This window comes from Massilia sp. PAMC28688, assembly GCF_019443445.1.
GTDB lineage: Bacteria > Pseudomonadota > Gammaproteobacteria > Burkholderiales > Burkholderiaceae_D > Telluria_A.
Map to the genome: position 1 here is coordinate 3,309,506 of NZ_CP080378.1, position 20,860 is coordinate 3,330,365.

At 62.7% G+C, this 20,860-nt stretch carries 20 protein-coding genes; 8 read left to right on the plus strand and 12 right to left on the minus strand.

Annotation, left to right across the window (positions count from 1 at the left end):
* Positions 1–21: 21 nt before the first annotated feature.
* The 6 genes from KY495_RS14790 to KY495_RS14815 all read right to left on the minus strand — a co-directional run bounded on the left by KY495_RS14790 (position 22) and on the right by KY495_RS14815 (position 6,174).
* Positions 22–348: a flagellar protein FliT gene (locus KY495_RS14790; RefSeq protein WP_229518313.1), complete on the minus strand. Its 327-nt coding sequence runs from the start codon at positions 346–348 to the stop codon at positions 22–24.
* A 2-nt stretch (positions 349–350) separates the two neighbouring features.
* On the minus strand, positions 351–833 hold the full coding sequence (gene fliS / locus KY495_RS14795; RefSeq protein ID WP_219880161.1) for a flagellar export chaperone FliS: 483 nt from the start codon (positions 831–833) through the stop codon (positions 351–353).
* Between the two features lie 25 nt (positions 834–858).
* Positions 859–2,844, minus strand: a complete 1,986-nt coding sequence (gene fliD / locus KY495_RS14800; protein ID WP_219880162.1) for a flagellar filament capping protein FliD — start codon at positions 2,842–2,844, stop codon at positions 859–861.
* A gap of 269 nt (positions 2,845–3,113) precedes the next feature.
* Positions 3,114–3,980 carry a flagellin gene (locus KY495_RS14805; RefSeq protein ID WP_219880163.1) on the minus strand — a complete coding sequence of 289 codons (867 nt, stop codon included), beginning with the start codon at positions 3,978–3,980 and terminating at the stop codon, positions 3,114–3,116.
* A 223-nt stretch (positions 3,981–4,203) separates the two neighbouring features.
* Positions 4,204–5,070, minus strand: a complete 867-nt coding sequence (locus tag KY495_RS14810) for a flagellin (protein WP_219880164.1) — start codon at positions 5,068–5,070, stop codon at positions 4,204–4,206.
* Positions 5,071–5,304: 234 nt separating this feature from the next.
* Positions 5,305–6,174, minus strand: a complete 870-nt coding sequence (locus KY495_RS14815) for a flagellin (RefSeq protein WP_219880165.1) — start codon at positions 6,172–6,174, stop codon at positions 5,305–5,307.
* A gap of 247 nt (positions 6,175–6,421) precedes the next feature.
* Here KY495_RS14815 and KY495_RS14820 point away from each other — a divergent pair, with 247 nt between their 5' ends.
* Positions 6,422–7,093, plus strand: a complete 672-nt coding sequence (locus KY495_RS14820) for a serine aminopeptidase domain-containing protein (protein WP_229518314.1) — start codon at positions 6,422–6,424, stop codon at positions 7,091–7,093.
* Here KY495_RS14820 and KY495_RS14825 read toward each other — a convergent pair.
* The 5 genes from KY495_RS14825 to KY495_RS14845 all read right to left on the minus strand — a co-directional run bounded on the left by KY495_RS14825 (position 7,090) and on the right by KY495_RS14845 (position 12,933).
* A complete protein-coding gene (locus tag KY495_RS14825; protein ID WP_219880167.1) occupies positions 7,090–7,959 on the minus strand; it encodes a flagellin in 870 nt (289 codons plus the stop codon). The genes KY495_RS14820 and KY495_RS14825 overlap by 4 nt on opposite strands.
* 319 nt (positions 7,960–8,278) lie before the next feature.
* Positions 8,279–9,145: a flagellin gene (locus KY495_RS14830; RefSeq protein ID WP_219880168.1), complete on the minus strand. Its 867-nt coding sequence runs from the start codon at positions 9,143–9,145 to the stop codon at positions 8,279–8,281.
* A gap of 308 nt (positions 9,146–9,453) precedes the next feature.
* The gene (locus KY495_RS14835) at positions 9,454–11,046 is read right to left on the minus strand and encodes a GGDEF domain-containing protein (protein ID WP_219880169.1); all 1,593 of its coding nucleotides are present in this window, start codon (positions 11,044–11,046) and stop codon (positions 9,454–9,456) included.
* Positions 11,047–11,161: 115 nt separating this feature from the next.
* A complete protein-coding gene (locus KY495_RS14840) occupies positions 11,162–11,809 on the minus strand; it encodes a response regulator transcription factor (protein ID WP_219880170.1) in 648 nt (215 codons plus the stop codon).
* Positions 11,806–12,933 (minus strand): sensor histidine kinase, encoded by a 1,128-nt coding sequence (locus KY495_RS14845; protein WP_219880171.1) that lies wholly within the window; start codon positions 12,931–12,933, stop codon positions 11,806–11,808. The genes KY495_RS14840 and KY495_RS14845 overlap by 4 nt, the downstream gene beginning before the upstream one ends.
* Before the next feature lie 75 nt (positions 12,934–13,008).
* Between KY495_RS14845 and KY495_RS14850 the strand changes: the two genes are divergently transcribed.
* The 3 genes from KY495_RS14850 (at position 13,009) to KY495_RS14860 (ending at position 16,482) form a co-directional block, all read left to right on the plus strand.
* Entirely contained in the window at positions 13,009–13,731 is a 723-nt protein-coding gene (locus tag KY495_RS14850; RefSeq protein WP_219880172.1) for a phosphodiester glycosidase family protein, read from the plus strand.
* A gap of 65 nt (positions 13,732–13,796) precedes the next feature.
* On the plus strand, positions 13,797–14,360 hold the full coding sequence (gene greB, locus KY495_RS14855; RefSeq protein ID WP_219880173.1) for a transcription elongation factor GreB: 564 nt from the start codon (positions 13,797–13,799) through the stop codon (positions 14,358–14,360).
* A gap of 124 nt (positions 14,361–14,484) precedes the next feature.
* On the plus strand, positions 14,485–16,482 hold the full coding sequence (locus KY495_RS14860) for a TonB-dependent receptor (RefSeq protein WP_219880174.1): 1,998 nt from the start codon (positions 14,485–14,487) through the stop codon (positions 16,480–16,482).
* A 52-nt stretch (positions 16,483–16,534) separates the two neighbouring features.
* Here KY495_RS14860 and KY495_RS24090 read toward each other — a convergent pair whose 3' ends face one another.
* Positions 16,535–16,678 carry a hypothetical protein gene (locus KY495_RS24090; RefSeq protein ID WP_229518315.1) on the minus strand — a complete coding sequence of 48 codons (144 nt, stop codon included), beginning with the start codon at positions 16,676–16,678 and terminating at the stop codon, positions 16,535–16,537.
* On the opposite strand from KY495_RS24090, the gene KY495_RS14865 reads away from it, so the two are divergent.
* The 4 genes from KY495_RS14865 (at position 16,631) to KY495_RS14880 (ending at position 20,836) form a co-directional block, all read left to right on the plus strand.
* Positions 16,631–17,152, plus strand: coding sequence for a biliverdin-producing heme oxygenase (locus KY495_RS14865; RefSeq protein ID WP_374041011.1), 522 nt, complete (start codon positions 16,631–16,633; stop codon positions 17,150–17,152). The genes KY495_RS24090 and KY495_RS14865 overlap by 48 nt on opposite strands.
* Before the next feature lie 104 nt (positions 17,153–17,256).
* A complete protein-coding gene (locus KY495_RS14870; protein ID WP_219880175.1) occupies positions 17,257–18,450 on the plus strand; it encodes a WD40 repeat domain-containing protein in 1,194 nt (397 codons plus the stop codon).
* Complete coding sequence (locus KY495_RS14875; RefSeq protein WP_219880176.1) at positions 18,450–19,943, plus strand: diguanylate cyclase; 1,494 nt, start codon at positions 18,450–18,452, stop codon at positions 19,941–19,943. Before KY495_RS14870 ends, KY495_RS14875 begins: the two co-directional genes overlap by 1 nt.
* A gap of 149 nt (positions 19,944–20,092) precedes the next feature.
* Positions 20,093–20,836, plus strand: a complete 744-nt coding sequence (locus tag KY495_RS14880; RefSeq protein ID WP_219880177.1) for a hypothetical protein — start codon at positions 20,093–20,095, stop codon at positions 20,834–20,836.
* Positions 20,837–20,860: the final 24 nt, after the last annotated feature.

Consider the following 20,860-nt stretch of genomic DNA (forward strand, 5'->3'; position numbering starts at 1 on the left):
AGCCAGCCGCCCGCAGCGGCGTCAGGCGCCGTACGCGCGCGAGAGCTTGCGCTCGGTGCCGGCGTTGTTCATGAGGGCCGCCAGTTCGGCCATCCAGGGTTCGGTCAGACTGCGGATCTCGCGGTCATGGGCCATGATCTGGTGAATGATGCGGATCTTTTTGGCGCGCGATTCGCCCGTCAGGGGAGCGGCAGGCTCGGACGCTTTCAGTGTCTGCACGTGGCCGGCGCAATGGGTTTCCAGTTCGGCCAGGTTTTCCCAGTCGCGCGCCTGGGCCGCGGCCAGCATGCGCCCGGTGATGTCGGACATGGCTTCGTAGATGGCGATGATTTTTTCGGTATTCATCATGGTCAAGCACTCACGAAAGAACTGGCACGTGGGGTGAGGGAATCGAAGGCCGCCATCGGGCGCGGTGCCGCTGCCGCCTGGGCGCCCGGGCCGACCTTGTCGCCAATGGCGTCCCAGGCCGACTTGAGGTCCGACAGCAGCTTGTGCGCTTCCTCGAGCTGGGCCTGGTCGTTGCGCAGATTGGCGCGCAGCAGGCACTGGATGATGTAGCCATACAGGGCGTCGAGGTTGACCGCGATCTCGCCGCCGGCCTTTTTGTCGAGGCTGGCGCGCATGCCTTCATCGACAATCAGGATGGCCTTGGTGATGGCGCGTCCCTTATCTTCAAACTGGCCAGCCTTCATGTGGGTCATGCCGTTGTTGATGGCCGTGAGGGCGCCTTCAAACAGCATGACAATGAGCTTGTGCGGGCTGGCGGCGATGACGCCGGTTTCCAGGCCAACCTTGGCGTAGGCATTGGCGCCACTGCGCGACGATCCAAACATGGCAAATCCTTTCTGTTTACTTCAATTACAGATTGCTGAGCTGTGCCAACTGCTGGGCCAGGTAAGCGCTCGTTGAGTTCATGCGGCTGATGGTCACATCGAGCGCGGTGTACTGGGTGCGATAGCGTTTCTCCACGTCGCCCAGGCGATCGACAATGCGCAGCCGGTTTTCTGCCAGCTGCTTGATGGAGGCGTTGATGCCGTCGGTACGCAGGGTCAGGGGCCCTTCGGTGCCGAGCAGCTTCTCGGTAAATTTGTTGAACTGGTAGGCGTAGCCCTGCGAATAATTGATCGACCCGCGTGCGCCCAGGCCTTCGGCAGTCAGGGACAGGCCTTCGGCCGCGCCAGGGCCGGCCGTGAGCGTGCGCCCGGCGCCGGTCGCTGCCAGCCCGCCAATGGTGCCGGCAATGTCCACCCCCGCCGTGCTGGTCGCGCCTGCCCCCATCAGGTTGGCGCCGCCGGCGTCGCCGGTGATGCTCACGCCCGAGGCGGCGCCGTAACGGTTCGAGGTAATGACCATCTTGCCCGCGTCCTGGGTCACCGTGACGGCCGACCCGGCGCCCGAGAACAGCGCGGTGCCGTTGATCCTGGACTGCACTTCCTTGGCCAGGGCATCGGCATCGGCGTAAGTGCCTTCGCCCAGCGTGACACTGGCCGTTTTCCCATCCAACAGCACTTCGATGGTCTTGTTGGAGGCGTCGATGGTCAGGCCGGCCAGCGTGCTGCCGGTGCTGCGGCCCATGGTGGCCAGCTGCGTGATGGTGACAGCGTAGGAGCCGGCCGTGGTCTTGTCGGTGGCACCCTTGAAGCTGACCAGGCTGTCGGTCGGCTTGCCCACCGATGCAAACAGGGTGGCGATGTCGTCGAAGTTGGTCTCGATGGTTTTCTTGAGCTTGGCCTCGTCCACCGCCATGATGCCGGCCTTGACGGTCACGCCAATTTCGGAGAGCACCGAAAACGCGCTGCTGCCGTTTTCCACGGGCGAGGTAAGCAGGCCGCGCAACTCGGTCTGGATGCTGCGCGCGGTGGCGTCGCCATTGAGGATCGCGCCGGTCTTGGTCGCCTCGTTGTAGGCAGTGAGGTCCTTGAGCGTCTTGTTGATGGCGTTGTAGGCGGTGACAAACTTGTTGACCGATTCGGTCACGGCGGTCGTGTCGCGCCCCACCGTCAGGCTGGTCGGTGTTCCCACATTGGTCTTGGCCAGGTTGAGCGTGACGCCTTCAATCACGCCGCTGGCGTTGTTGCTGGCCGTGCTGATGGCCAGGCCATCGAGCTTGAACTCGGCATTTTGCGCGGCCACCGTTTGCTGAAAGTTCTGCACGCCGGCCGGGTCGTGATTGAGCAGCGACTGCAGGGCGGCGTCGCCGTCCACCGAAATTTTCATGCTCGACGCCTGGCCGGTCGCCGTCTGTGTCAGCAGCAGGCGGTTGGGGGTGGCGCTGCCGTCATTGACGATGGAGGCGGTCACGCCGATGCCGGCCTTGTTGATGGCGTCGCGGATGCCCGACAGCGAAGTGTTGGCAGGGTCGATGGTAACGCTCTTGGCACCCGCGCCCGACGAGGTAAAGGCGGCGCCCGTGTACTTGCCGGTGGCCGCGTCAAGCGTGCCGCCGGTGACGGTGCCAAGGTCAATCGTGATGGTCCCCGCACCGATGGCCGCGCTGGTGCTCACCTGGCCGCTGGACGCCAGTTTCTGGGCCTGGGCCAGCTTGCTGATTTCGAGGGAATAGGTACCGGCTGCGGCGCCCGGGCCGGCGCTGGCTGAGGCGACGGTGGCGTCGCCCATGGCCGCGGTCATGCCCATGAACTTGCGCATGTCGGCCAGGCCCTTGACGGCGGTCTGGAAGGTCGACATGGCGCCCTTGAGCGTGCCCAGGGCCGACAGTTTGGCCTGGAAGGTCGATACTTTTTTGTCGAGCGCGTTGAGAGGCCGCTGCTCGATCGACATCAACTGGCTGACGATCGAGTCGACAGGCAGATTGGAGCCGAGACCAGCTGAGGAAAGACCCACGATTGCCTCCTACGTAAAATTAGAATATAACTTGTTATCGGCAAGTTCCAACCTTACTTTAGAGGGGCATTTACCCGCCATTTCCGCGGCCTTGGCGATTTGTCACGGTTGTCCCCGGCGCGACCGTGACGGCGTGGTCAAGGTGCTATCCATTGCCTGCCTCCCAAAAAGCAAAAACCCGGCCCCAGAAAGGGCCGGGTCGCGGCGTTGCGTCGATGTTGCTGGCGCTCTAGTTGCTTGCGCTTTTTAGTTGCTTGCCGCTGCCGTGATTAGCCGCGCAGCAGGGACAGCACGCCGTTAGGCAGGGAGTTGGCCTGGGCCAGCATGGCGGTACCGGCCTGCTGCAGGATCTGGCTGCGCGTCAGGCTCGCCGTCTCGGATGCGAAATCGGTATCCATGATGCGGCTGCGCGAGGCCGACTGTGATTCGATCGATACCTGCAGGTTGGCCACCACGGCTTCAAAGCGGTTCTGGGTGGCACCGTAGGTGGCGCGCTCCGAGTTCACGGTCTTGAGCGCGGCATCGATGTTGTCGACCACGGTGGCGGTGGCGGTGGCGTTACCGGTCAACACTGCGCGCCCTGCTGCCGTGTTGTCGGTGCCGGCAACAGCGGTAATGGTCGAATCGGTCGACATGTTCTTGGTGACGACAGTCACGCTGTCGTTGGAAGAGGTGCCAGCACCGACCTGGAACGAGAAGCCGGCCGAGGTGGCGTCTGCACCCAGGATCTTCTTGCCGTTAAAGTCGGCGCCGCCCGTAATGCGCTGCACTTCTTTGGCCAGTTCGCCGAATTCCTGGTCCAGGGCTGCCTTGTCGTCCGTGCCGTTGGTGCTGTTCATGGACTGGATCGCCAGCTCACGCATGCGCTGCAGATTGTCGCCGACTTTGGACAGCGAACCTTCGGCCGTCTGGGCCAGGGAGATGCCATCGTTGGCGTTGCGCATGGCCACCGTGTTGCCGCGAATTTGGGACGTCATGCGGTCGGAAATGGCCAGACCTGCAGCGTCATCCTTGGCGCTGTTGATGCGCAGGCCCGACGACAGGCGCTGCAGCGAGGTGGCAAGGGCGCCCTGCGACGAATTGAGGTTGCGCTGGGCGTTCATCGACGCGGTGTTGGTATTGATAAATGCGGCCATGGTAATTCTCCTGACGGTACTGCTATTACTGGGTGGGCGACTGTGCCTGGTTCACTTTGGTGTGCCCTGCTGCTGCCAGGACAGTGACACCGTAGTTATTCAAGGTAACGGCGCGCGCTGCTGAAAGTTTATGGTGGGCAGGCAAATATTCTTGAAGCGGTTAACGAAAAACAGCCCGGCCGACGTCTCGGACCGGGCTGCTGAAGACAGCGTGAAACGGTGATTAGCCGCGCAGCAGGGACAGCACGCCGTTAGGCAGCGAGTTGGCCTGGGCCAGCATGGCCGTACCTGCCTGCTGCAGGATCTGGCTGCGGGTCAGGTTCGCCGTTTCGCTGGCGAAGTCGGTATCCATGATGCGGCTGCGGGCAGCCGATTGCGACTCGATCGACACCTGCAGGTTGGACACGACAGCTTCAAAGCGGTTTTGCGTGGCACCGTAGGTGGCGCGCTCCGAGTTGACGGTCTTGAGTGCGGCATCGATGTTGTCCACCACTGTACCGGTGGCCGTTGCGTTACCGGTCAGTACTGCACGGCCGGCGGCGGTGTTATCGGTGCCGGCAACTGCGGTAATGGTGGAATCGGTCGACATGTTCTTGGTCACGACGGTGACGCTGTCGTTGCTGGAAGTGCCGGCGCCGACCTGGAAGCTGAAACCTGCCGACGAGGCATCGGCGCCCAGGATCTTCTTGCCGTTGAAATCTGCGCCGCCGGAAATACGCTGGACTTCCTTGGCCAGCTCGCCGAATTCCTGGTCGAGTGCAGCCTTGTCGTCCGTGCCGTTGGTGCCGTTCATCGACTGGATCGCCAGTTCACGCATACGCTGCAGGTTGTCGCCAACTTTCGACAATGCACCTTCAGCCGTTTGTGCTAGCGAGATGCCGTCGTTGGCGTTACGCATTGCTACGGTGTTGCCGCGAATTTGCGACGTCATGCGGTCCGAAATGGCCAAACCGGCGGCGTCATCCTTCGCACTGTTGATGCGCAGGCCCGACGAGAGGCGCTGCAGCGAGGTAGCGAGGGCACCCTGCGATGAATTCAGGTTGCGCTGAGCGTTCATCGACGCGGTATTGGTATTGATAAATGCGGCCATGGTAATTCTCCTGACATTACTGCTTGTACTTCTGAGTTGGCAACTGTGCCGTGTGCACCTTGGTGTGCCCCGCTAACTTGGGACAATGACACCGTAGTTGCTCCTGGTAACGACCAGTTTCCCAAAAAGTTTATGGAGAGCATCAAAAAAAATCGCAGCCGGGCCGAAATAGCGGCCGGGCTGCGATGTTTGCATGGCGAAGGAACAAGCTTTCAGCGTGTTCCGGGCGAGCGATCAGCCGCCGCGCAGCAGGGACAGCACACCATTGGGCAGGGAGTTGGCCTGGGCCAGCATGGCCGTGCCGGCCTGCTGCAGGATCTGGCCGCGGGTCAGGCTTGCCGTTTCGGCAGCAAAGTCGGTGTCCATGATGCGGCTGCGGGAAGCGGCCTGCGATTCGATGGAAATCTGCAGGTTCGAAACCACCGCTTCAAAGCGGTTCTGGGTGGCGCCGTAGGTGGCGCGCTCCGAGTTGACGGTCTTCAAGGCCGCGTCGATATTGTCGACCACGGTGGCCGTTGCGGTGGCGGTGCCGGTCAGCACGGCGCGGCCGGCGGCGGTATTGTCGGTGCCGGCAACGGCGGTAATGGTGGCATCGGTCGACATGTTCTTGGTCACGACCGTCACGCTGTCGTTGGTCGAGGTGCCCGAACCGATCTGGAACGAGAAGCCGGCCGAGGTGGCATCGGCGCCGAGGATTTTCTTGCCGTTAAAGTCGGCGCCGCCGGTAATGCGCTGCACTTCCTTGGCCAGCTCGCCAAATTCCTGGTCGAGGGCAATCTTGTCTTCGGTACCATTGGTGCTGTTCATGGACTGGATCGCCAGTTCCCGCATGCGCTGCAGGTTGTCGCCCACTTTCGACAGCGAGCCTTCGGCCGTCTGTGCCAGCGAAATGCCATCGTTGGCGTTGCGCATGGCTACCGTGTTGCCGCGAATCTGGGAAGTCATGCGGTCTGCAATGGCCAGGCCGGCCGCGTCATCCTTGGCGCTGTTGATGCGCAGGCCCGAGGACAGGCGCTGCAGCGAGGTGGCAAGGGCGCCCTGTGAAGCGTTCAGATTGCGCTGAGCGTTCATCGACGAGGTGTTGGTATTGATAAATGCAGCCATGGTCATTCTCCAGATTCTTTAGTACGGGGTGGGCAGCGGTGCCTGGTCACCTTGGTCTGCCTCCGTTTTCCGAGACAATCAAACCGCAGTTATTTCTGGTAACGGTATGCCGGTGGGATAACATGAGCGAGAACAGAAGGGTGTTTACCCCTCAATTCCGGGGATGGCCCCAAGATGCCAAGACAATTACTGAAGGAATGCCTTGCCGACGCTTGTACTTTTGCCGGGGATGGATGGGAGCGGCGACTTGTTTGCGCCATTCATTGCCAGTCTTGACCCCGGCATCACACCCATCGTGGTGCGCTACCCGGACGCGCCCCTCGCCTATGACCAACTGGCCCAGTACGCACGCCGTTTCCTGCCGGAAGAGGGCGAATTTTTCCTGCTGGGCGAGTCTTTCTCCGGCCCCGTGGCAGCGATGCTGGCCGCCCGCTGCGACCACCGCCTGCGCGGGCTGATCCTGAGCGCCGCCTTTATTCGCAATCCCTTGCCCTGGACCGCCCCCGCCGCCTCCCTGGTGCGGGTACTGCCCGTCACGGGCGCGCCGGCCGCCCTCATGACGCGCCTGCTGCTTGGCCGCTTCAGTACGCCGGCCCTGCGCACCATGATTGCTGCATCGCTGGCACAGGCGTCGGCGGCAACCATCCGTGCGCGCCTGCTGGCCATCAGCGCCGTGGATGTATCGCACCAGATGGCCGCGGTGCAGGTCCCGGTTCTCTATCTGCAAGCCTCGCACGACCGCGTGGTGCCGAAGTCGGCCGGGCGCCTGATTGCCCGGCTCCAGCCTGGCGCCACATGCCAGACGCTGCAGGCGCCGCATTTCCTGCTGCAGGCAGCTGCCGGGGAAGCGGCGCGCGCCGTGTACTCGTTCATGCTCGCGCGCCGCGCCCCCGGCTTGCTGCCGCACTACCGGGATTAACCGCCGCGCAGCAGGGACAGCACGCCATTGGGCAGGGAGTTGGCCTGGGCCAGCATGGCGGTGCCGGCCTGCTGCAGGATCTGGCCGCGGGTAAGGCTTGCCGTTTCGGCAGCAAAGTCGGTGTCCATGATGCGGCTGCGGGAAGCGGCCTGCGATTCGATGGAGATTTGCAGGTTCGAGACCACCGCTTCAAAGCGGTTCTGGGTGGCGCCGTAGGTGGCGCGCTCCGAGTTGACGGTCTTCAAGGCCGCATCGATATTGTCGACCACGGTGGCCGTTGCGGTGGCGGTGCCGGTCAGCACGGCGCGGCCGGCGGCGGTATTGTCGGTGCCGGCCACGGCCACGATGGTGGCATCGGTCGACATGTTCTTGGTCACGACCGTCACGCTGTCGTTGGTCGAGGTGCCCGAACCGATCTGGAACGAGAAGCCGGCCGAGGTGGCATCGGCGCCGAGGATTTTCTTGCCGTTGAAGTCGGCGCCGCCGGTAATGCGCTGCACTTCCTTGGCCAGCTCGCCAAATTCCTGGTCGAGGGCAATCTTGTCTTCCGTGCCATTGGTGCTGTTCATGGACTGGATCGCCAGTTCCCGCATGCGCTGCAGGTTGTCGCCCACTTTCGACAGCGAGCCTTCGGCCGTCTGTGCCAGCGAAATGCCATCGTTGGCGTTGCGCATGGCTACCGTGTTGCCGCGAATCTGGGAAGTCATGCGGTCTGCAATGGCCAGGCCGGCCGCGTCATCCTTGGCGCTGTTGATGCGCAGGCCCGAGGACAGGCGCTGCAGCGAGGTGGCAAGGGCGCCTTGTGAAGCGTTCAGATTGCGCTGAGCGTTCATCGACGAGGTGTTGGTATTGATAAATGCAGCCATGGTCATTCTCCAGATTCTTTAGTACGGGGTGGGCAGCGGTGCCTGGTCACCTTGGTCTGCCTCCGTTTTCCGAGACAATCAAACCGCAGTTATTTCTGGTAACGGTGGTTCGCGCGGAATATTGAGCCGACTGATCTTGTGGAATGCCCGTCTTGAGGCAGCTCAGTTGTCTGTTTGAGCTTTCCCTAATCGACGAGAAAAAAGCATGCATTAGTCCGAATAGCGGGGTAATAGTGCTTCTGTTTGACGTTTAAAATCGACGAAAAAAAACCCGGCCGCAAAAGCGGGCCGGGTTGCTGGCGCCAGGCCAGTTGTTACATTAGCCTCGCAGCAGCGAGAGCACGCCGTTTGGCAGCGAGTTCGCCTGGGCCAGCATGGCGGTACCGGCCTGCTGCAGGATCTGGCTGCGCGTCAGGCTGGCCGTCTCGGAAGCGAAGTCCGTATCCTGGATCCGGCTGCGGGAAGCACTTTGCGATTCAATCGACACTTGCAGGTTGGCGACCACGGCTTCAAAGCGGTTCTGGGTGGCACCGTAAGTGGCGCGCTCGGAGTTGACCGTTTTCAGGGCCGCATCGAGGTTGTCGACCACGGTGGCGGTGGCGGTGGCATTACCGGTCAACACTGCGCGCCCTGCTGCCGTGTTGTCGGTGCCGGCAACAGCGGTGATGGTCGAATCGGTCGACATGTTCTTGGTCACGACGGTCACGCTGTCGTTGGAAGAGGTGCCTGCACCGACCTGGAACGAGAAGCCGGCCGAGGTGGCGTCCGCACCCAGGATCTTCTTGCCGTTAAAGTCGGCGCCGCCCGTAATCCGCTGCACTTCTTTTGCCAGTTCGCCGAATTCCTGGTCCAGCGCTGCCTTGTCGTCCGTGCCGTTGGTGCTGTTCATGGACTGGATCGCCAGCTCACGCATGCGCTGCAGGTTGTCGCCCACTTTCGACAGCGAACCTTCGGCCGTCTGCGCCAGGGAGATGCCGTCATTGGCGTTGCGCATGGCCACGGTGTTGCCGCGGATTTGCGACGTCATGCGGTCGGCAATGGCCAGTCCCGCGGCGTCATCCTTGGCGCTGTTGATGCGCATGCCCGACGACAGGCGCTGCAGCGAAGTGGCAAGGGCGCCCTGCGATGAATTCAGATTGCGCTGGGCGTTCATCGACGCGGTGTTGGTATTGATAAAAGCAGCCATTTTAATTCTCCTGACAAATTACTTGGGTGGGCGACATTGCCGCGATACACCTTGGTCTGTCCCGCCGGGTGAGGCGAGCCATTGAAACCGCAGTTGAATCTGGTAACGGTGATGTGCGTCAGAAGTTGATGGTGGGCCCGGCAAATAAAGCCGGCAAATAGTGCTCATGGTTACCCGCGGCGGCTCGCTAAAGCGGCAGGGAAGTGGCATTCTTGATGGCGAAAATAATTTTATTTTTTGCGGGATGAGGCGGGGCAAGCGGGCGCCCGGGTGCCTTGCGCACCACGGGCGTGGTCATTCAGACCAGGTCAGGGCGCGACCACGACCCGGTTCTTGCCGCTTTTTTTCGCTTCATACATGGCCTGGTCGGCCCGTTTGATCAGCGAGGCCTGGTCTTCATTGGGCTGGCGCAGCGCCACCCCGGCCGAGAAGGTGATCAAGAGTTTTTCATTATCGTGCAGGAAAAAATGCTTGGTCAGCTCGCGCTGCACCCGCGTCATGGTCTGGGACGCCGCTTCCACCGTCGTTTCCGGCAGCAGGATCAGGAATTCTTCACCGCCAAAGCGGGCAATGACATCCATGGTGCGCACCGTATCCTTGACGATATTGACCAGGTGCCTGAGCGCATTGTCGCCCGCCTGGTGGCCATACGTGTCATTCAGGCGCTTGAAGTCGTCCAGGTCCAGCAGCGCAATGCACAGCGGCGTGCCGCGGCGGTCGGCGCGCGCGCTTTCGCGCTCGTAGACATCATCGAGCCCGCGCCGGTTGAGGCTGCCCGTGAGCTGGTCTTCCCGCACCAGTTCGCTCATATGCTGCAGTTTCGCTTCCAGTGAATGGATGCGCTGCTCGGCTTCCTGCACTTCCTGGCGCGCCTGGACCATGCGGTCGCGCGCTTCCAGCGCTTCGGCCTGGATGGCGCGCGTTTCCTTGAGCAGCTCGTCGAGAATGCTGTTGAGGTCGTCAATATTGGTGGCCGTGCTGATCTGTTCCGACAAGCCGCCTATCCTGGCCGAAAAGTCTCCCGTGGAACTGGCCACGGAACCGAGGCGGTCGATGAAGGTCATCATCATGTTCTTGACCGTGACTTTTACATCCGACAGGCTGTGCTTGAGCTGGCCTTGCTTGTAGATGACTTCCTTGAGGCTGCGGGTGGCGTCTTCCAGCTGGCGCGGGTCGATCGGGCCGGCAATGAGCGTCTGCACCACGTCGACCTGGCCGCGGATCCAGCTGCCTTCGTCCAGCAGTTCGCTCACGTTTTCCAGCAGCAGGCGCAGCAGGCGCATGAGCAGGTCGTGCTGTTCGGCCACGTCGCCGCTCTTGATCTCGATCTGGTAGCACAGTTGCTTGAGGCGCGCGTTCAGGTCGGCCAGCGCTTCGTCGGAATGGGCCTGCTTGGCCGCCGCGCCCAGCGCCTCGGCTTCGGCCACGATGGCGGGCGAGCCTTCGGCCAGGGCGGCCACGGCAAAGCACAAGGTGCGGCTGAGCATGTCGCGCAGCTGGCGGCTGCCGGCGTTTTCGCCCGGCGGCGCCGCATCGATCAGGCTGGCCTTGCGGAAGTGCTTGTCCACCAGCTGGGCCAGGGTGCGTCCGTAGGAATCCCAGTCGCGCACCTTGCCGGCGCGCTGCAGGCGGCGCCCGAATTCGTGCAGCTCGCCCGGGGTATCGTGCAGGCGGGTGGCAAACTCGGCCAGCATGGCGTCGGCGCCATGGTCCGCCTCAGGCGCCGGCGCGGCAGGCGGCTCGCTGATGCCGGCAATCTCGTTGTAGATGACGGCGTAGTTCTGCGGCGTGGGCGCAATGCGCCCTGCGGCCAGGCGCCGGAAGGCTTCGCGCGCTATCTCGACCGGGTTGTCGGCGGATGGCGCGCCCGCGGGCGCAGCTGGCGGTTTGATAGTTGACATTGTAGTACGCAAGCCTTGGTCAATATGCAGCGATTCTTGCAGAATCGGCGAAAGGCCAGTGTAGCATTGCTTGGGAAAAAGCAATAACGCTTGCGGATGGCTGTGCGCCGCGCCCCTATTCGATCAGCTGGTTCTTGATGGCGTAATGGGTCAGCTCGGCACTGTTTTTCAGTTTCATCTTGACCAGCAGGCGGGCGCGGTATTCGCTGACGGTCTTGACCGAAAGCGACAATTCTTCGGCGATGGCGCTGACCGTCTTGCCGGAGGCGATCATGGTCAGGGTCTGGTATTCGCGGTCCGAGAGCGCGTCGTGCAGCGGTGCTTCGTGGTTGTCGCCAATCGAGCTGGCCAGTTCCTGGGCCAGGGCCGCGCTCACATATTTCTGTCCCGTGGCCACCTGGCGGATGGCCGTGACGAGCTCGCGCGGGGCACTCTGCTTGGTCAGGTAGCCCGAGGCGCCCGCCTTGAGCGAGCGGATCGCGTACTGGTCTTCGCGGTGCATCGACAGCATCAGGACGGCAATGTCCGGGTTTTCCTTCTTGACCTGCTTGAGCACCTCGATGCCGCTGCGGTCGGGCATGGAAATATCGAGCAGCATCACGTGGCATTTCGATTTGCGAAACAGCTGGATGGCATCAATGCCGTTCTCGGCTTCGCCGGCCACGATGATGTCGGGCGACTCGGCAAGGATCTGCTTGAGGCCTTCGCGCACGATGGCGTGGTCGTCGGCAATAAAGACGCGGATGGTGGCTTTTTGTGTCATTGGGACAAGTTACCCGTTTCAGTGGCTGGCTGCATTATCGCCGCTGGCGGCGCATCCAGGCCAATTTTGATGCACACCCGGGTGCCGCCGCCGGCCGCATCTGACAGCGTCATGGTGCCGCCCAGCGCGCGCGCACGCTCGTTCATGCCGCGCAGGCCAAACGAGCCGGGCTTCTTGCGGTCGTCTTCAGCGATGCCTACGCCATTGTCGGCAATATCGAGCACCACGTGCTGGTCCTGGCGGGCCAGGCGCACCGTGACCTGGCTGGCGCGCGCATGCTTGGCGATGTTGGTCAGCGCTTCCTGGAAGATGCGGAACAATGCCGTGGCACGGTCGACGTCCAGTTCAATGTCGGTGCCGCTGCTGGAAAACGCGCACGATATGCCATTTTGTTTTTCAAACTCGCCGCTTTGCCATTCGAGCGCGGCCACCAGGCCAAAGTCGAGCATGGTGGGGCGCAGGTCCAGCGCAATGCGGTGCACGGCGTCAATGGTACGGTCGACCAGGGCATCGACATAGGCGGCGCGCTCGGCCAGCTGCGGTTCGTCCGGCGGCAGGCGCTGGGTCAGCATCATGAGCGCCATCTTGATCGCGGTGAGGTTGCCACCCAGGTCGTCGTGGATCTCGCGCGCAATGCGGGTGCGTTCCTGCTCCTTGACCCGCTCGATGTGGGCCGTCAGTTCGGCCAGCCGCGCGCGCGAGCGCGTCACTTCCAGCTGCTCCAGCTTGCTCGCAGTGATGTTGGTCATGATGCCTTCCCAGTGCACGCTGCCCGGTGGCGAGGGCAGGGCGCGCGGGGTCGAGCGCAGGTTGATCCATTTCTGGTCGCCATACTCCTGCACCCAGATGCGGCCTTCCCAGTTCCAGCCTGTCAGGGCGCGTGCGGAGGCATGCATGGCATCCAGATAGCCCTGGCGGTCTTCCGGCACAATCAATTCCAAAAAGCGTTCGGGATGCTGCTGCAGTTCGGCAGCAGGCAGGCCGAGCAGGGCGGCGCAGCCTTCCGACAGGTAGGGAAAGGATACCGTGCCGTCCGCTTGCAGGATGAACTGGTAGACCAGGCCCGGCGTATTGCTGACGAACAGCTGCATCAGGTCGGCAATATTGGGCGGGACAGGGGGCATCTTGGCTCGATGAAAAGGTGATGCAAGCGATCATACGATAAACTGGCGTGGCCATCCACAGCAAGGAAGCCTGGAATGAAGCGTGTATTGCTGACACTACTGTTATCCGCCCTGGCCGCCGCTGGCAGTGCCAGCCCGGCACGCTATACCGTGGTGACGGTCGATACCAGCGAAGATCAGCTGCAATTGTTTTGGGGCGACGCGGCCGGCAAACCGTTTCGCGGTTTTGCGCCGCTCAATGCCTGGCTGGCGCAGCAGGGCCGGGAGCTCGTATTCGCCACCAACGCGGGCATGTACCATCCCGATTTCTCGCCCGTCGGCTTGCTTGTCATCGAGGGCAGGGAAGTGTCGCCCCTGAACCTGGGCAAGGCGCGTGGCAATTTCTTTCTGAAGCCCAATGGCGTGTTTCTGGTCGGGCCCGATGGCCCCCAGGTGGTGGCCTCTTCCGAATACCCGGCGCTGGCGCGCGGCGTGCGCATTGCCACCCAGTCCGGTCCGCTGCTGCTGCGCCACGGACGGATACACCCCGCGTTCAAGAAAGATTCCAGGTCGCGGCATATCCGCAACGGCGTGGGCGTGGTCGGCAACAAGGCCATCTTTGTCATCAGCGACGATCCCGTGACGTTTCATGAATTTGCCCTGTTCATGCGCGATGAGCTTGGCTGCCGCGATGCCCTCTACCTCGATGGCTCCATCTCCAGCCTGTACGACAAGGAGCAGGGGCGCCAGGATCTGCGCGGCTTGCTCGGGCCCATGATTGCCATTACCGCGCCTCTGGGCGCTCAAGTGATACGGTAATTGCATTGTGCTATTGAAATCCGTATCAAAACGACGCTGCTGCTGCGCGCCGGTACAATGGTGTTATGAATAAAGCATTTGTCAAAGAATCCGATCACGATGACGACGAGGAAGCGCTCGCCCTGGCGCAAGCCATTCCTGCTGGCGCCAAGAATTACATCACGCCGGCCGGCTATCAGCGCATCAAGGATGAGCTGCTCGAGCTGATCGATGTCGAGCGGCCCGAGGTCGTCAAGGTGGTCCACTGGGCCGCGTCCAATGGCGACCGCTCGGAAAACGGCGACTACATCTACGGCAAGCGGCGCCTGCGCCAGATTGACGGGCGTATCCGCTTTCTCACCAAGCGCATGGATTCGGCTGCCGTGGTCGACCCCAGCCTCCATCACGGCAATGACCAGATCTTTTTTGGCGCCACCGTTCAGTATCGCAATGCCGCAGGCGAGGAGCACACCGTCACGATTGTCGGCGTCGACGAACTCGATCCCCTCAAGGGCAAGATCAGCTGGGTTTCGCCCGTGGCACGCGCCCTGACCAAGGCCCGTGAAGGCGACCTGGTCACCTTGCAGACCCCGCTCGGAGCCGAAGAGCTGGAAGTGATCAGCGTGAGCTACCCGGCACCGTCGGCCTAGGCTGCCCGCTGCGGGCAAAAAAACTTGCTCGTTTTGAATCCGAATCGGCAAGCGCTGCGAATAAGTAGTCATACCAATAATATTTGATCTGACTATGACCACTTTACACATTGTACGTCCCGTGATGACACTCCTTGCTTTTGCCTGCGCCTCCGCCTTTGCCGCAGAGGAAACGCAGGAGCCGGCCAAGGTCGTCATTGCCGCCTCCCGCATCAGCCAGATCGGCGTGGCCGATTCCGCCAACAGCGGCGTGGTGACACAGCAGCAAATGGAGGCGCGCACCGTGTACCGCCCCGGTGAACTGCTCGAAGCCACGCCCGGCCTGATCGTGAGCCAGCACAGTGGCGAAGGCAAGGCCAATCAGTTTTATCTGCGCGGCTTCAATCTCGATCACGGCACCGACCTGCGCACCACGGTCGACGGCATGCTGGTCAACCAGCGCAGCCACGCCCATGGCCAGGGCTGGACCGATCTCAATTTCCTGATCCCGGAACTGGCCACGCGGCTGGAATACCGCAAAGGCCCCTACCACGTGGACGAGGGCGATTTTGCCGCCGCCGGGGCGCTGGCCGTGCGCTACGCCGACACGCTGCAAAGCGGCGTGGCCAGCATCGGCGTGGGGCAGAACGGCTTTCGCCGCATGCTGCTGGCCGATTCGCCCAGGGCCGGCAAGGGCAACCTGCTGTACGCGCTCGAGCTGTTCCACAATGATGGCCCGTTCACGCGCGGCGACAACTTCAACAAGGTCAACGCCGTGCTGCGCTACAGCCAGGGCACGGGCGCCAACGGGCTGGATGTGACGGCCATGGCCTACAAGGGCCGCTGGGACGCGACCGACCAGATCCCGCAGCGTGCCGTGAACGACGGCCGCCTGGGGCGTTTTGACGCGGTCGACTACACCGACGGCGGCTCGGCGCACCGCTACAGCCTGTCCGGCAACTGGCGCGCCGATGGCGGGCGCGGCGCGAGCCGCGTGAACGCCTATGTGGTGGCCAATGAGCTCGATCTGTACTCCAACTTCACCTACTTCCTCGACGATCCGCTCAATGGCGACCAGTTCGCCCAGCCCGACCGGCGCGTGACCACGGGTCTGAATGCCGACCATCGCTGGGGAGCGCACCGGATCGGCTTCCAGCTCCAGAACGATAATATTTATAACGGTTTATATGATACCGTCGCGCGCCAGCGCCGCGCCACCACGCGCGAAGACCACATCGTCGAGACCAGCGCCGCCGTGTTCTATGAGGCCAGCAACAAGTGGAGCGACAAGTTCCGCACCGTGGCCGGTCTGCGCATGGACCACTACCGCTTTGACGTATCGAGCGACCTGGCCGCGAACTCGGGCCGCAGCCGCGCCAGCAAGGCCAGTCCCGCCGTGAGCCTGATCTTCGGACCCTGGGCCAGGACCGAGCTTTACGTTAATGCGGGACGCGGGTTTCACAGCAACGATGCACGCGGCACCGTCATTGCCATCGATCCCAAGAGCGGTGAAGCGGTGGACCGCGTGACGCCGCTGGTGCGCGCCACCGGCATGGAGCTGGGCCTGCGCAGTGAATACATCGACGGGCTGCAAAGCTCCTTCTCGCTGTACCGGCTCGATTTTGATTCCGAGCTGGTGTTCGTGGGCGACGCCGGTACTACCGAAGCAGGGCGCCCCAGCCGTCGTACCGGCTTCGAGTTTTCCAACTATTACAGGGCCAGCCGCTACCTCACCATCGATGCCGACCTTGCGTTTGCGCGCGCCCGCTTTCGCGATGCCGATCCGGCCGGCCGCCGCATCAGCGGCGCCGTCGAGGGCGTCGCCTCGTTCGCGCTCGCGTTCGACAATGTGGGCCCGTGGTACGGCGCCCTGCAGTGGCGCTACTTCGGGCCGCGTCCCCTGATCGAATCGAACGCCGTGCGTTCGCGAGCCACCTCCACCATCAACGGGCGCATTGGCTACAACATCAGCCCACGCATGAAAATTGAAGTGGAAGGCTTCAACCTGGCCAACCGGCGCGATTCGGCCATTGACTACTTCTACGAGTCGCGCCTGCGGGGCGAGGCCGAGGCGGTGGAAGACATCCACTTTCACCCGGTGGAGTCGCGCTCGTTCCGCGTGACCTTGAACACGGCGTTTTAGCCTTGCCCCGCGACGGGGCTGATAAACTACGCCTCTTCGATGTTTAGCGGAGTTACCCATCAAGCCCTCGTCCGATCAGGCGCCAGACGACGTTCTGGCCTCCCTTCGCCTTGCCACCGCCGAGCGCCACGCGCTGCTCGATAGCGGCCTGGCCATCGCCAGTGCCGACGCCTCGCTGCAGGACTACCAGCAGCATTTGCGCATGCTGCTGGCGTGGATCGCACCGCTGGAAGCGTGGCTATCCACGTTTGCCGACGGACCGCAGGCCCATCCCATGCTGCCGCCACTGGCGCGCGCGGCGCTGCTTGCCAATGATCTGGCTCACCCGTCCATGCCGCCTGCGCAACCGATGCCATTTGATGACCGGCCATGGCCTGCCCGTGCCAGTGCCGCCTATCGCTGGGGTGTCTGTTATGTGGTGGAGGGATCGCAGCTTGGCGGGGCAGTACTATATCAGCGCCTGAAACAGCAACTGGCGCCCCATCCGCTGTCTTACCTGCAGGGCGAACGGCACGGCCCGGGGCCACGCTGGCGGGCATTCATGCTCGCCCTGCGCGAACAGGTGCAAGGTGAACATGCCATCGCCGAGGCCTGCCGTGGCGCGCGCGATGCGTTTGACCGCATTCTGGCGCTGCGCGCGCCGCAAGATTGCCGTTTCAGCAACGGATGAACACTCCAATGCTGGAAAACGGCTATTAGTTTGACAGCAAATTCCCTGTCAGGATACTCTTCGCTACTGTTCCTATATTAGAACAAGCATAGACAGGCGAACACATGTCCGATGAATTGGCAGCTCCTGGCCAGCCACTGTGGTGCGACACCCCGACCGCTGGCCTGCAGATCAACTCCGTAGCGATCAGTGATGATGGGCAGCGCTGTATTGCCGGCACCTCCGACGAACGCGGGTCCGGCCAATTCGGCGTAGTGTGCTACAACGGGGACGGCAGCTTGCGCTGGCGCGCGCCTTTCGGACCGGCGCAAGGTTATCAAGGCGTGTTCTGGGTGGCGGTCAGCGGCAATGGTGCCGTGGTGGCCGCCGGTGGTGAGATCAGCCAGGGTGGTTCAACCCCAGGCCTGCTCGCCATCTACGATGGCGCCAGCGGCGCCGTGTTGTTCAGTGTCGCGCAGGCCTGGCGTATCAATCAGCTTTGCTTGTCCGCGGACGGCACTACGCTGCTGGCCTGCTACGGCAACACGCTTGCCCTTTACCAGCGTGGCGCCAACGGCTATGCCCTGACCTCGTCGCACGACTTTTCTCCGTTCTCCTGCAATAGCTGCGCCCTGTCGGCGGACGGCACGATGGCCGCTGTCTCATGCCGCAACTACGACAGCGGCCAGGGCCAGGTGGCGGGACTGTCCATCAGCGCAGGTCAGATGAATGTGGCTAGCAGCGTCCCATTTACCACTGGCGCCATGCGGGTAGCCATGCTCCCCAACGGCCAGGCCTGGGCAGCTGCGTTCCGCGATGGCAGCTGCGCGCTGTTCACACAGACCAGCGCTTCCACACCCTTGTGGCATTACCAGCCGTCGGAGCCGGGGCTGGACATCGCCTACGGCATCGATTTGACCCTGACCACGGACGGGCGCGTGCTGCTCGCCTGCGGCGCCAATCTGAATCTGCCGTCGCCATCGCCGCATCTCGGCCTGTTGTACGTGGTGCAGTCGATTGATGGCAGCGACGGCCCGGCAGCGAAACCGCTGTGGCAAAGCTATTTGCAGTACGCCGCCAATCCGGGCGTTTCGCTTGACACCGAAGCTAAATTCGTCACGGCCACCGATGGCAGCCCTGGCAGCGCAAGCAGTGAGTCGCCCGGTAATTTCTACCTCTTCGATGGGGCAAGCGGCGCCGCCGTCTGGACCTGTCCCACCGCGACCATGAACTGGCCGATGGTGATCACTCCCGACGGCGCTGCCATCCTGGGCGGCAGCGATACCGGCAGCGTGTATTACTGGAGCCAGGCTAGCTGATGACCGCAAAAGAGTTTCCGGACGGTGACAATGGCGGACATGACTGGTTAAAACGCTTGCAGGGATCGGCCCTCCTGCGCGCCGTGATGCGCTCGGCGGTGCTGCGCAATATCGCCCTGACCGTACTGTGGCTCGGCGTGTGGCAGCTTGGGCTGCTGGTTGAATACACCGAACATGCCAGCGTCTGGTTTCCGGTGGCGGGTCTGACGTTCTCCGTATTGCTTCTCGACGGCTTGCGCTCGGCGCCCGGCCTGGTCGCCGCCTGTGTGCTCATCACCCTGTGGGTAGGTGACCATTACCAGCTGCCCTTGAGCCACGCGGAGCTGGTGCGAGCGGGCTTGCTGTGGTCAGTGGTCCATATCGGCTCCTACTATGCCGGTGCAAGGTTGCTGCGTACGATTGCGGGGCGGGGCAGCCGCGAACTGCCGATGCTGGTCGTGAGCTTTTTGGGGATCGCTGCCCTGTCGTCGCTATTGGCCACTGTCACAGGCCTGTGGGTGCTGGTGGCAACCAACATGATGCCGGCCACTGATGTGGCGGCGGCGTGGCTGCCATACTGGATCGGGGACCTGGCCGGCGTCATCGTTCTGGCGCCATTCTTCGCCGCTGCCTTGAGTACGCTGAATCCGCAGGCCGCGGTGCGACTGGGCGCCACGTTCACGCTGCAAAATGAACGGCCCACGCCCCGTTTCAAGTACAAGCTGCTGCTCAATCTCGTGCTGATGTTCGGTTCCATGTGGCTGGCGCACGTCACCCGCTCGCCCAACAGCGCCTTTGCGATCTTCTTCCTCGTCATTCCCTACATGTGGATTGCCTGCACCGAGCCGGCGTTCTACAACGTTCTTGGCGTGGCCGTGGGCAGCTTCGTGATCGCGCTGCTGGTCAACGTGTTCGGCCTCAAGGAGTTTTCGATGGTGTATCAGTTCGCCATCAACGTCATCGCGGCCAATACGCTGTTCGGGCTCGCGCTGCCAACGCTCATTGCCGACAATATCAAGCTGCGGCGCGTGGCCGAAGTCGACGCACTGACGGAAGCGGCGTCGCGCAGTTCGCTCGAGCGGCGCGCGCGTACCGATATCGCGCGCTGCCGGGATGCAGGCGAACCGCTGACGCTGATCGTATTCGACATCGACCACTTCAAGCAGATTAACGACTTGTATGGCCACAGCATGGGCGACCGTGCGCTGCGCCAGGTCAGCCTGCTGGCGCAGCAGTGCCTGCGGCCTGCCGACATGCTGGGACGGGTCGGCGGCGATGAATTCGTCGCACTGCTGCCGGGGATCACCGGCGAGGCGGCGCTGGCGATTGCAGAACGCATCCGCGTGCACGTGCACGAGACGGAGCTCGAAGGCGCCCCCTTGATGACGGCCAGTTTCGGGATCTCGCAGATGCATGCCGGCGACAGCTACGGGACCATCTTCGAACGGGCCGACCGGGCGCTGTATCTGGCCAAGCAGCAGGGGCGCAACCGCGCCGCGGTCATCGCCGCCTAGCGTCCGATTTCGGGCCAGTGTACCGTCTGGTGCTACCGCTCGCACCGTCTCACGCTACTGTCTGTTTTTCTCTACCAGTGGCGTGACCACCCAATACAATCGACCACATCCCGTCTGCGCGCGAGCGACATCCTCCACACACCCGACCTATGACAATTCGACATGCCATTGGCAGCCTCTTTGCAGTCTTTTGCACGCTGTCGCCCTGGCTGGCGGCCCAGGAAAGCCAGCCCCACGGTGACGGCGAGGCGCCTATCCAGTCGATCCAGGTCAATGGCGTGCGCGACCCGGCCATGTTGCCGTACGAAGCCATTTACAGCATGCTGAGCAAAGTGGCACAGGTCAGTGACGGCAAGGTAGACATGGCCATCAAAGTGGTCTCTGCCAAGACCATGCAGCCGATGCCCGATCTTGAAGTGGCGCTGCAAGGCGACAAGGATTTCGAAAAGCTGCCATCGACGCCCGATGGTTTCTTGACCGTGCCCCTGAGCCAGGCCCGGGTGGATGACAAGGCGGTGTTTCTGACCAATAAAAAGAAGGGATCGCTGAAGGTCGAATTTTTCTTTGTGCCGCGCCTGCCGGCCGGCCCGCTGCGACTGGGCGACATTGCCGACAGCATCGCCGCGGTCAGGCAGTCTCGCAAGCTCGTGGTTCCGTGGTACTTGCGGCCCTTTTTCCCGTCCATCAGCGAAGTAAGGCTGTGCTATCCCGATGGCAAACAGCACGTCACGATTGCTGACGGCACTCCCGTCGTCCGTCGCGCAGACATCGAGCAAAAGAGCTATATCACCCGTGAACAGATGTTTTGCGCCAGCTTCAACATTGCCGAGGCATCTGCCGCGCGCGATAAGCTGATCACCCTGCCACAGGGATTCAGCGCGCTGTTCCATTAGTCGCCGTCTGCGCTCACAACTTTG

What these genes read in the sequence shown, in the direction of transcription:
- KY495_RS14790 (WP_229518313.1), bottom strand. Translation starts at nt 348, where the DNA reads ATGATGAATACCGAAAAAATCATCGCCATCTACGAAGCCATGTCCGAC.
- fliS (WP_219880161.1), bottom strand. Translation starts at nt 833, where the DNA reads ATGTTTGGATCGTCGCGCAGTGGCGCCAATGCCTACGCCAAGGTTGGC.
- KY495_RS14805 (WP_219880163.1), bottom strand. Translation starts at nt 3,980, where the DNA reads ATGGCCGCATTTATCAATACCAACACCGCGTCGATGAACGCCCAGCGC.
- KY495_RS14810 (WP_219880164.1), bottom strand. Translation starts at nt 5,070, where the DNA reads ATGGCCGCATTTATCAATACCAATACCGCGTCGATGAACGCTCAGCGC.
- KY495_RS14815 (WP_219880165.1), bottom strand. Translation starts at nt 6,174, where the DNA reads ATGGCTGCATTTATCAATACCAACACCTCGTCGATGAACGCTCAGCGC.
- KY495_RS14825 (WP_219880167.1), bottom strand. Translation starts at nt 7,959, where the DNA reads ATGGCTGCATTTATCAATACCAACACCTCGTCGATGAACGCTCAGCGC.
- KY495_RS14830 (WP_219880168.1), bottom strand. Translation starts at nt 9,145, where the DNA reads ATGGCTGCTTTTATCAATACCAACACCGCGTCGATGAACGCCCAGCGC.
- KY495_RS14835 (WP_219880169.1), bottom strand. Translation starts at nt 11,046, where the DNA reads ATGTCAACTATCAAACCGCCAGCTGCGCCCGCGGGCGCGCCATCCGCC.
- KY495_RS14840 (WP_219880170.1), bottom strand. Translation starts at nt 11,809, where the DNA reads ATGACACAAAAAGCCACCATCCGCGTCTTTATTGCCGACGACCACGCC.
- KY495_RS14845 (WP_219880171.1), bottom strand. Translation starts at nt 12,933, where the DNA reads ATGCCCCCTGTCCCGCCCAATATTGCCGACCTGATGCAGCTGTTCGTC.
- KY495_RS14850 (WP_219880172.1), top strand. Translation starts at nt 13,009, where the DNA reads ATGAAGCGTGTATTGCTGACACTACTGTTATCCGCCCTGGCCGCCGCT.
- greB (WP_219880173.1), top strand. Translation starts at nt 13,797, where the DNA reads ATGAATAAAGCATTTGTCAAAGAATCCGATCACGATGACGACGAGGAA.
- KY495_RS14860 (WP_219880174.1), top strand. Translation starts at nt 14,485, where the DNA reads ATGACACTCCTTGCTTTTGCCTGCGCCTCCGCCTTTGCCGCAGAGGAA.
- KY495_RS24090 (WP_229518315.1), bottom strand. Translation starts at nt 16,678, where the DNA reads ATGCTGCTGGTAGTCCTGCAGCGAGGCGTCGGCACTGGCGATGGCCAG.
- KY495_RS14870 (WP_219880175.1), top strand. Translation starts at nt 17,257, where the DNA reads ATGTCCGATGAATTGGCAGCTCCTGGCCAGCCACTGTGGTGCGACACC.
- KY495_RS14875 (WP_219880176.1), top strand. Translation starts at nt 18,450, where the DNA reads ATGACCGCAAAAGAGTTTCCGGACGGTGACAATGGCGGACATGACTGG.
- KY495_RS14880 (WP_219880177.1), top strand. Translation starts at nt 20,093, where the DNA reads ATGACAATTCGACATGCCATTGGCAGCCTCTTTGCAGTCTTTTGCACG.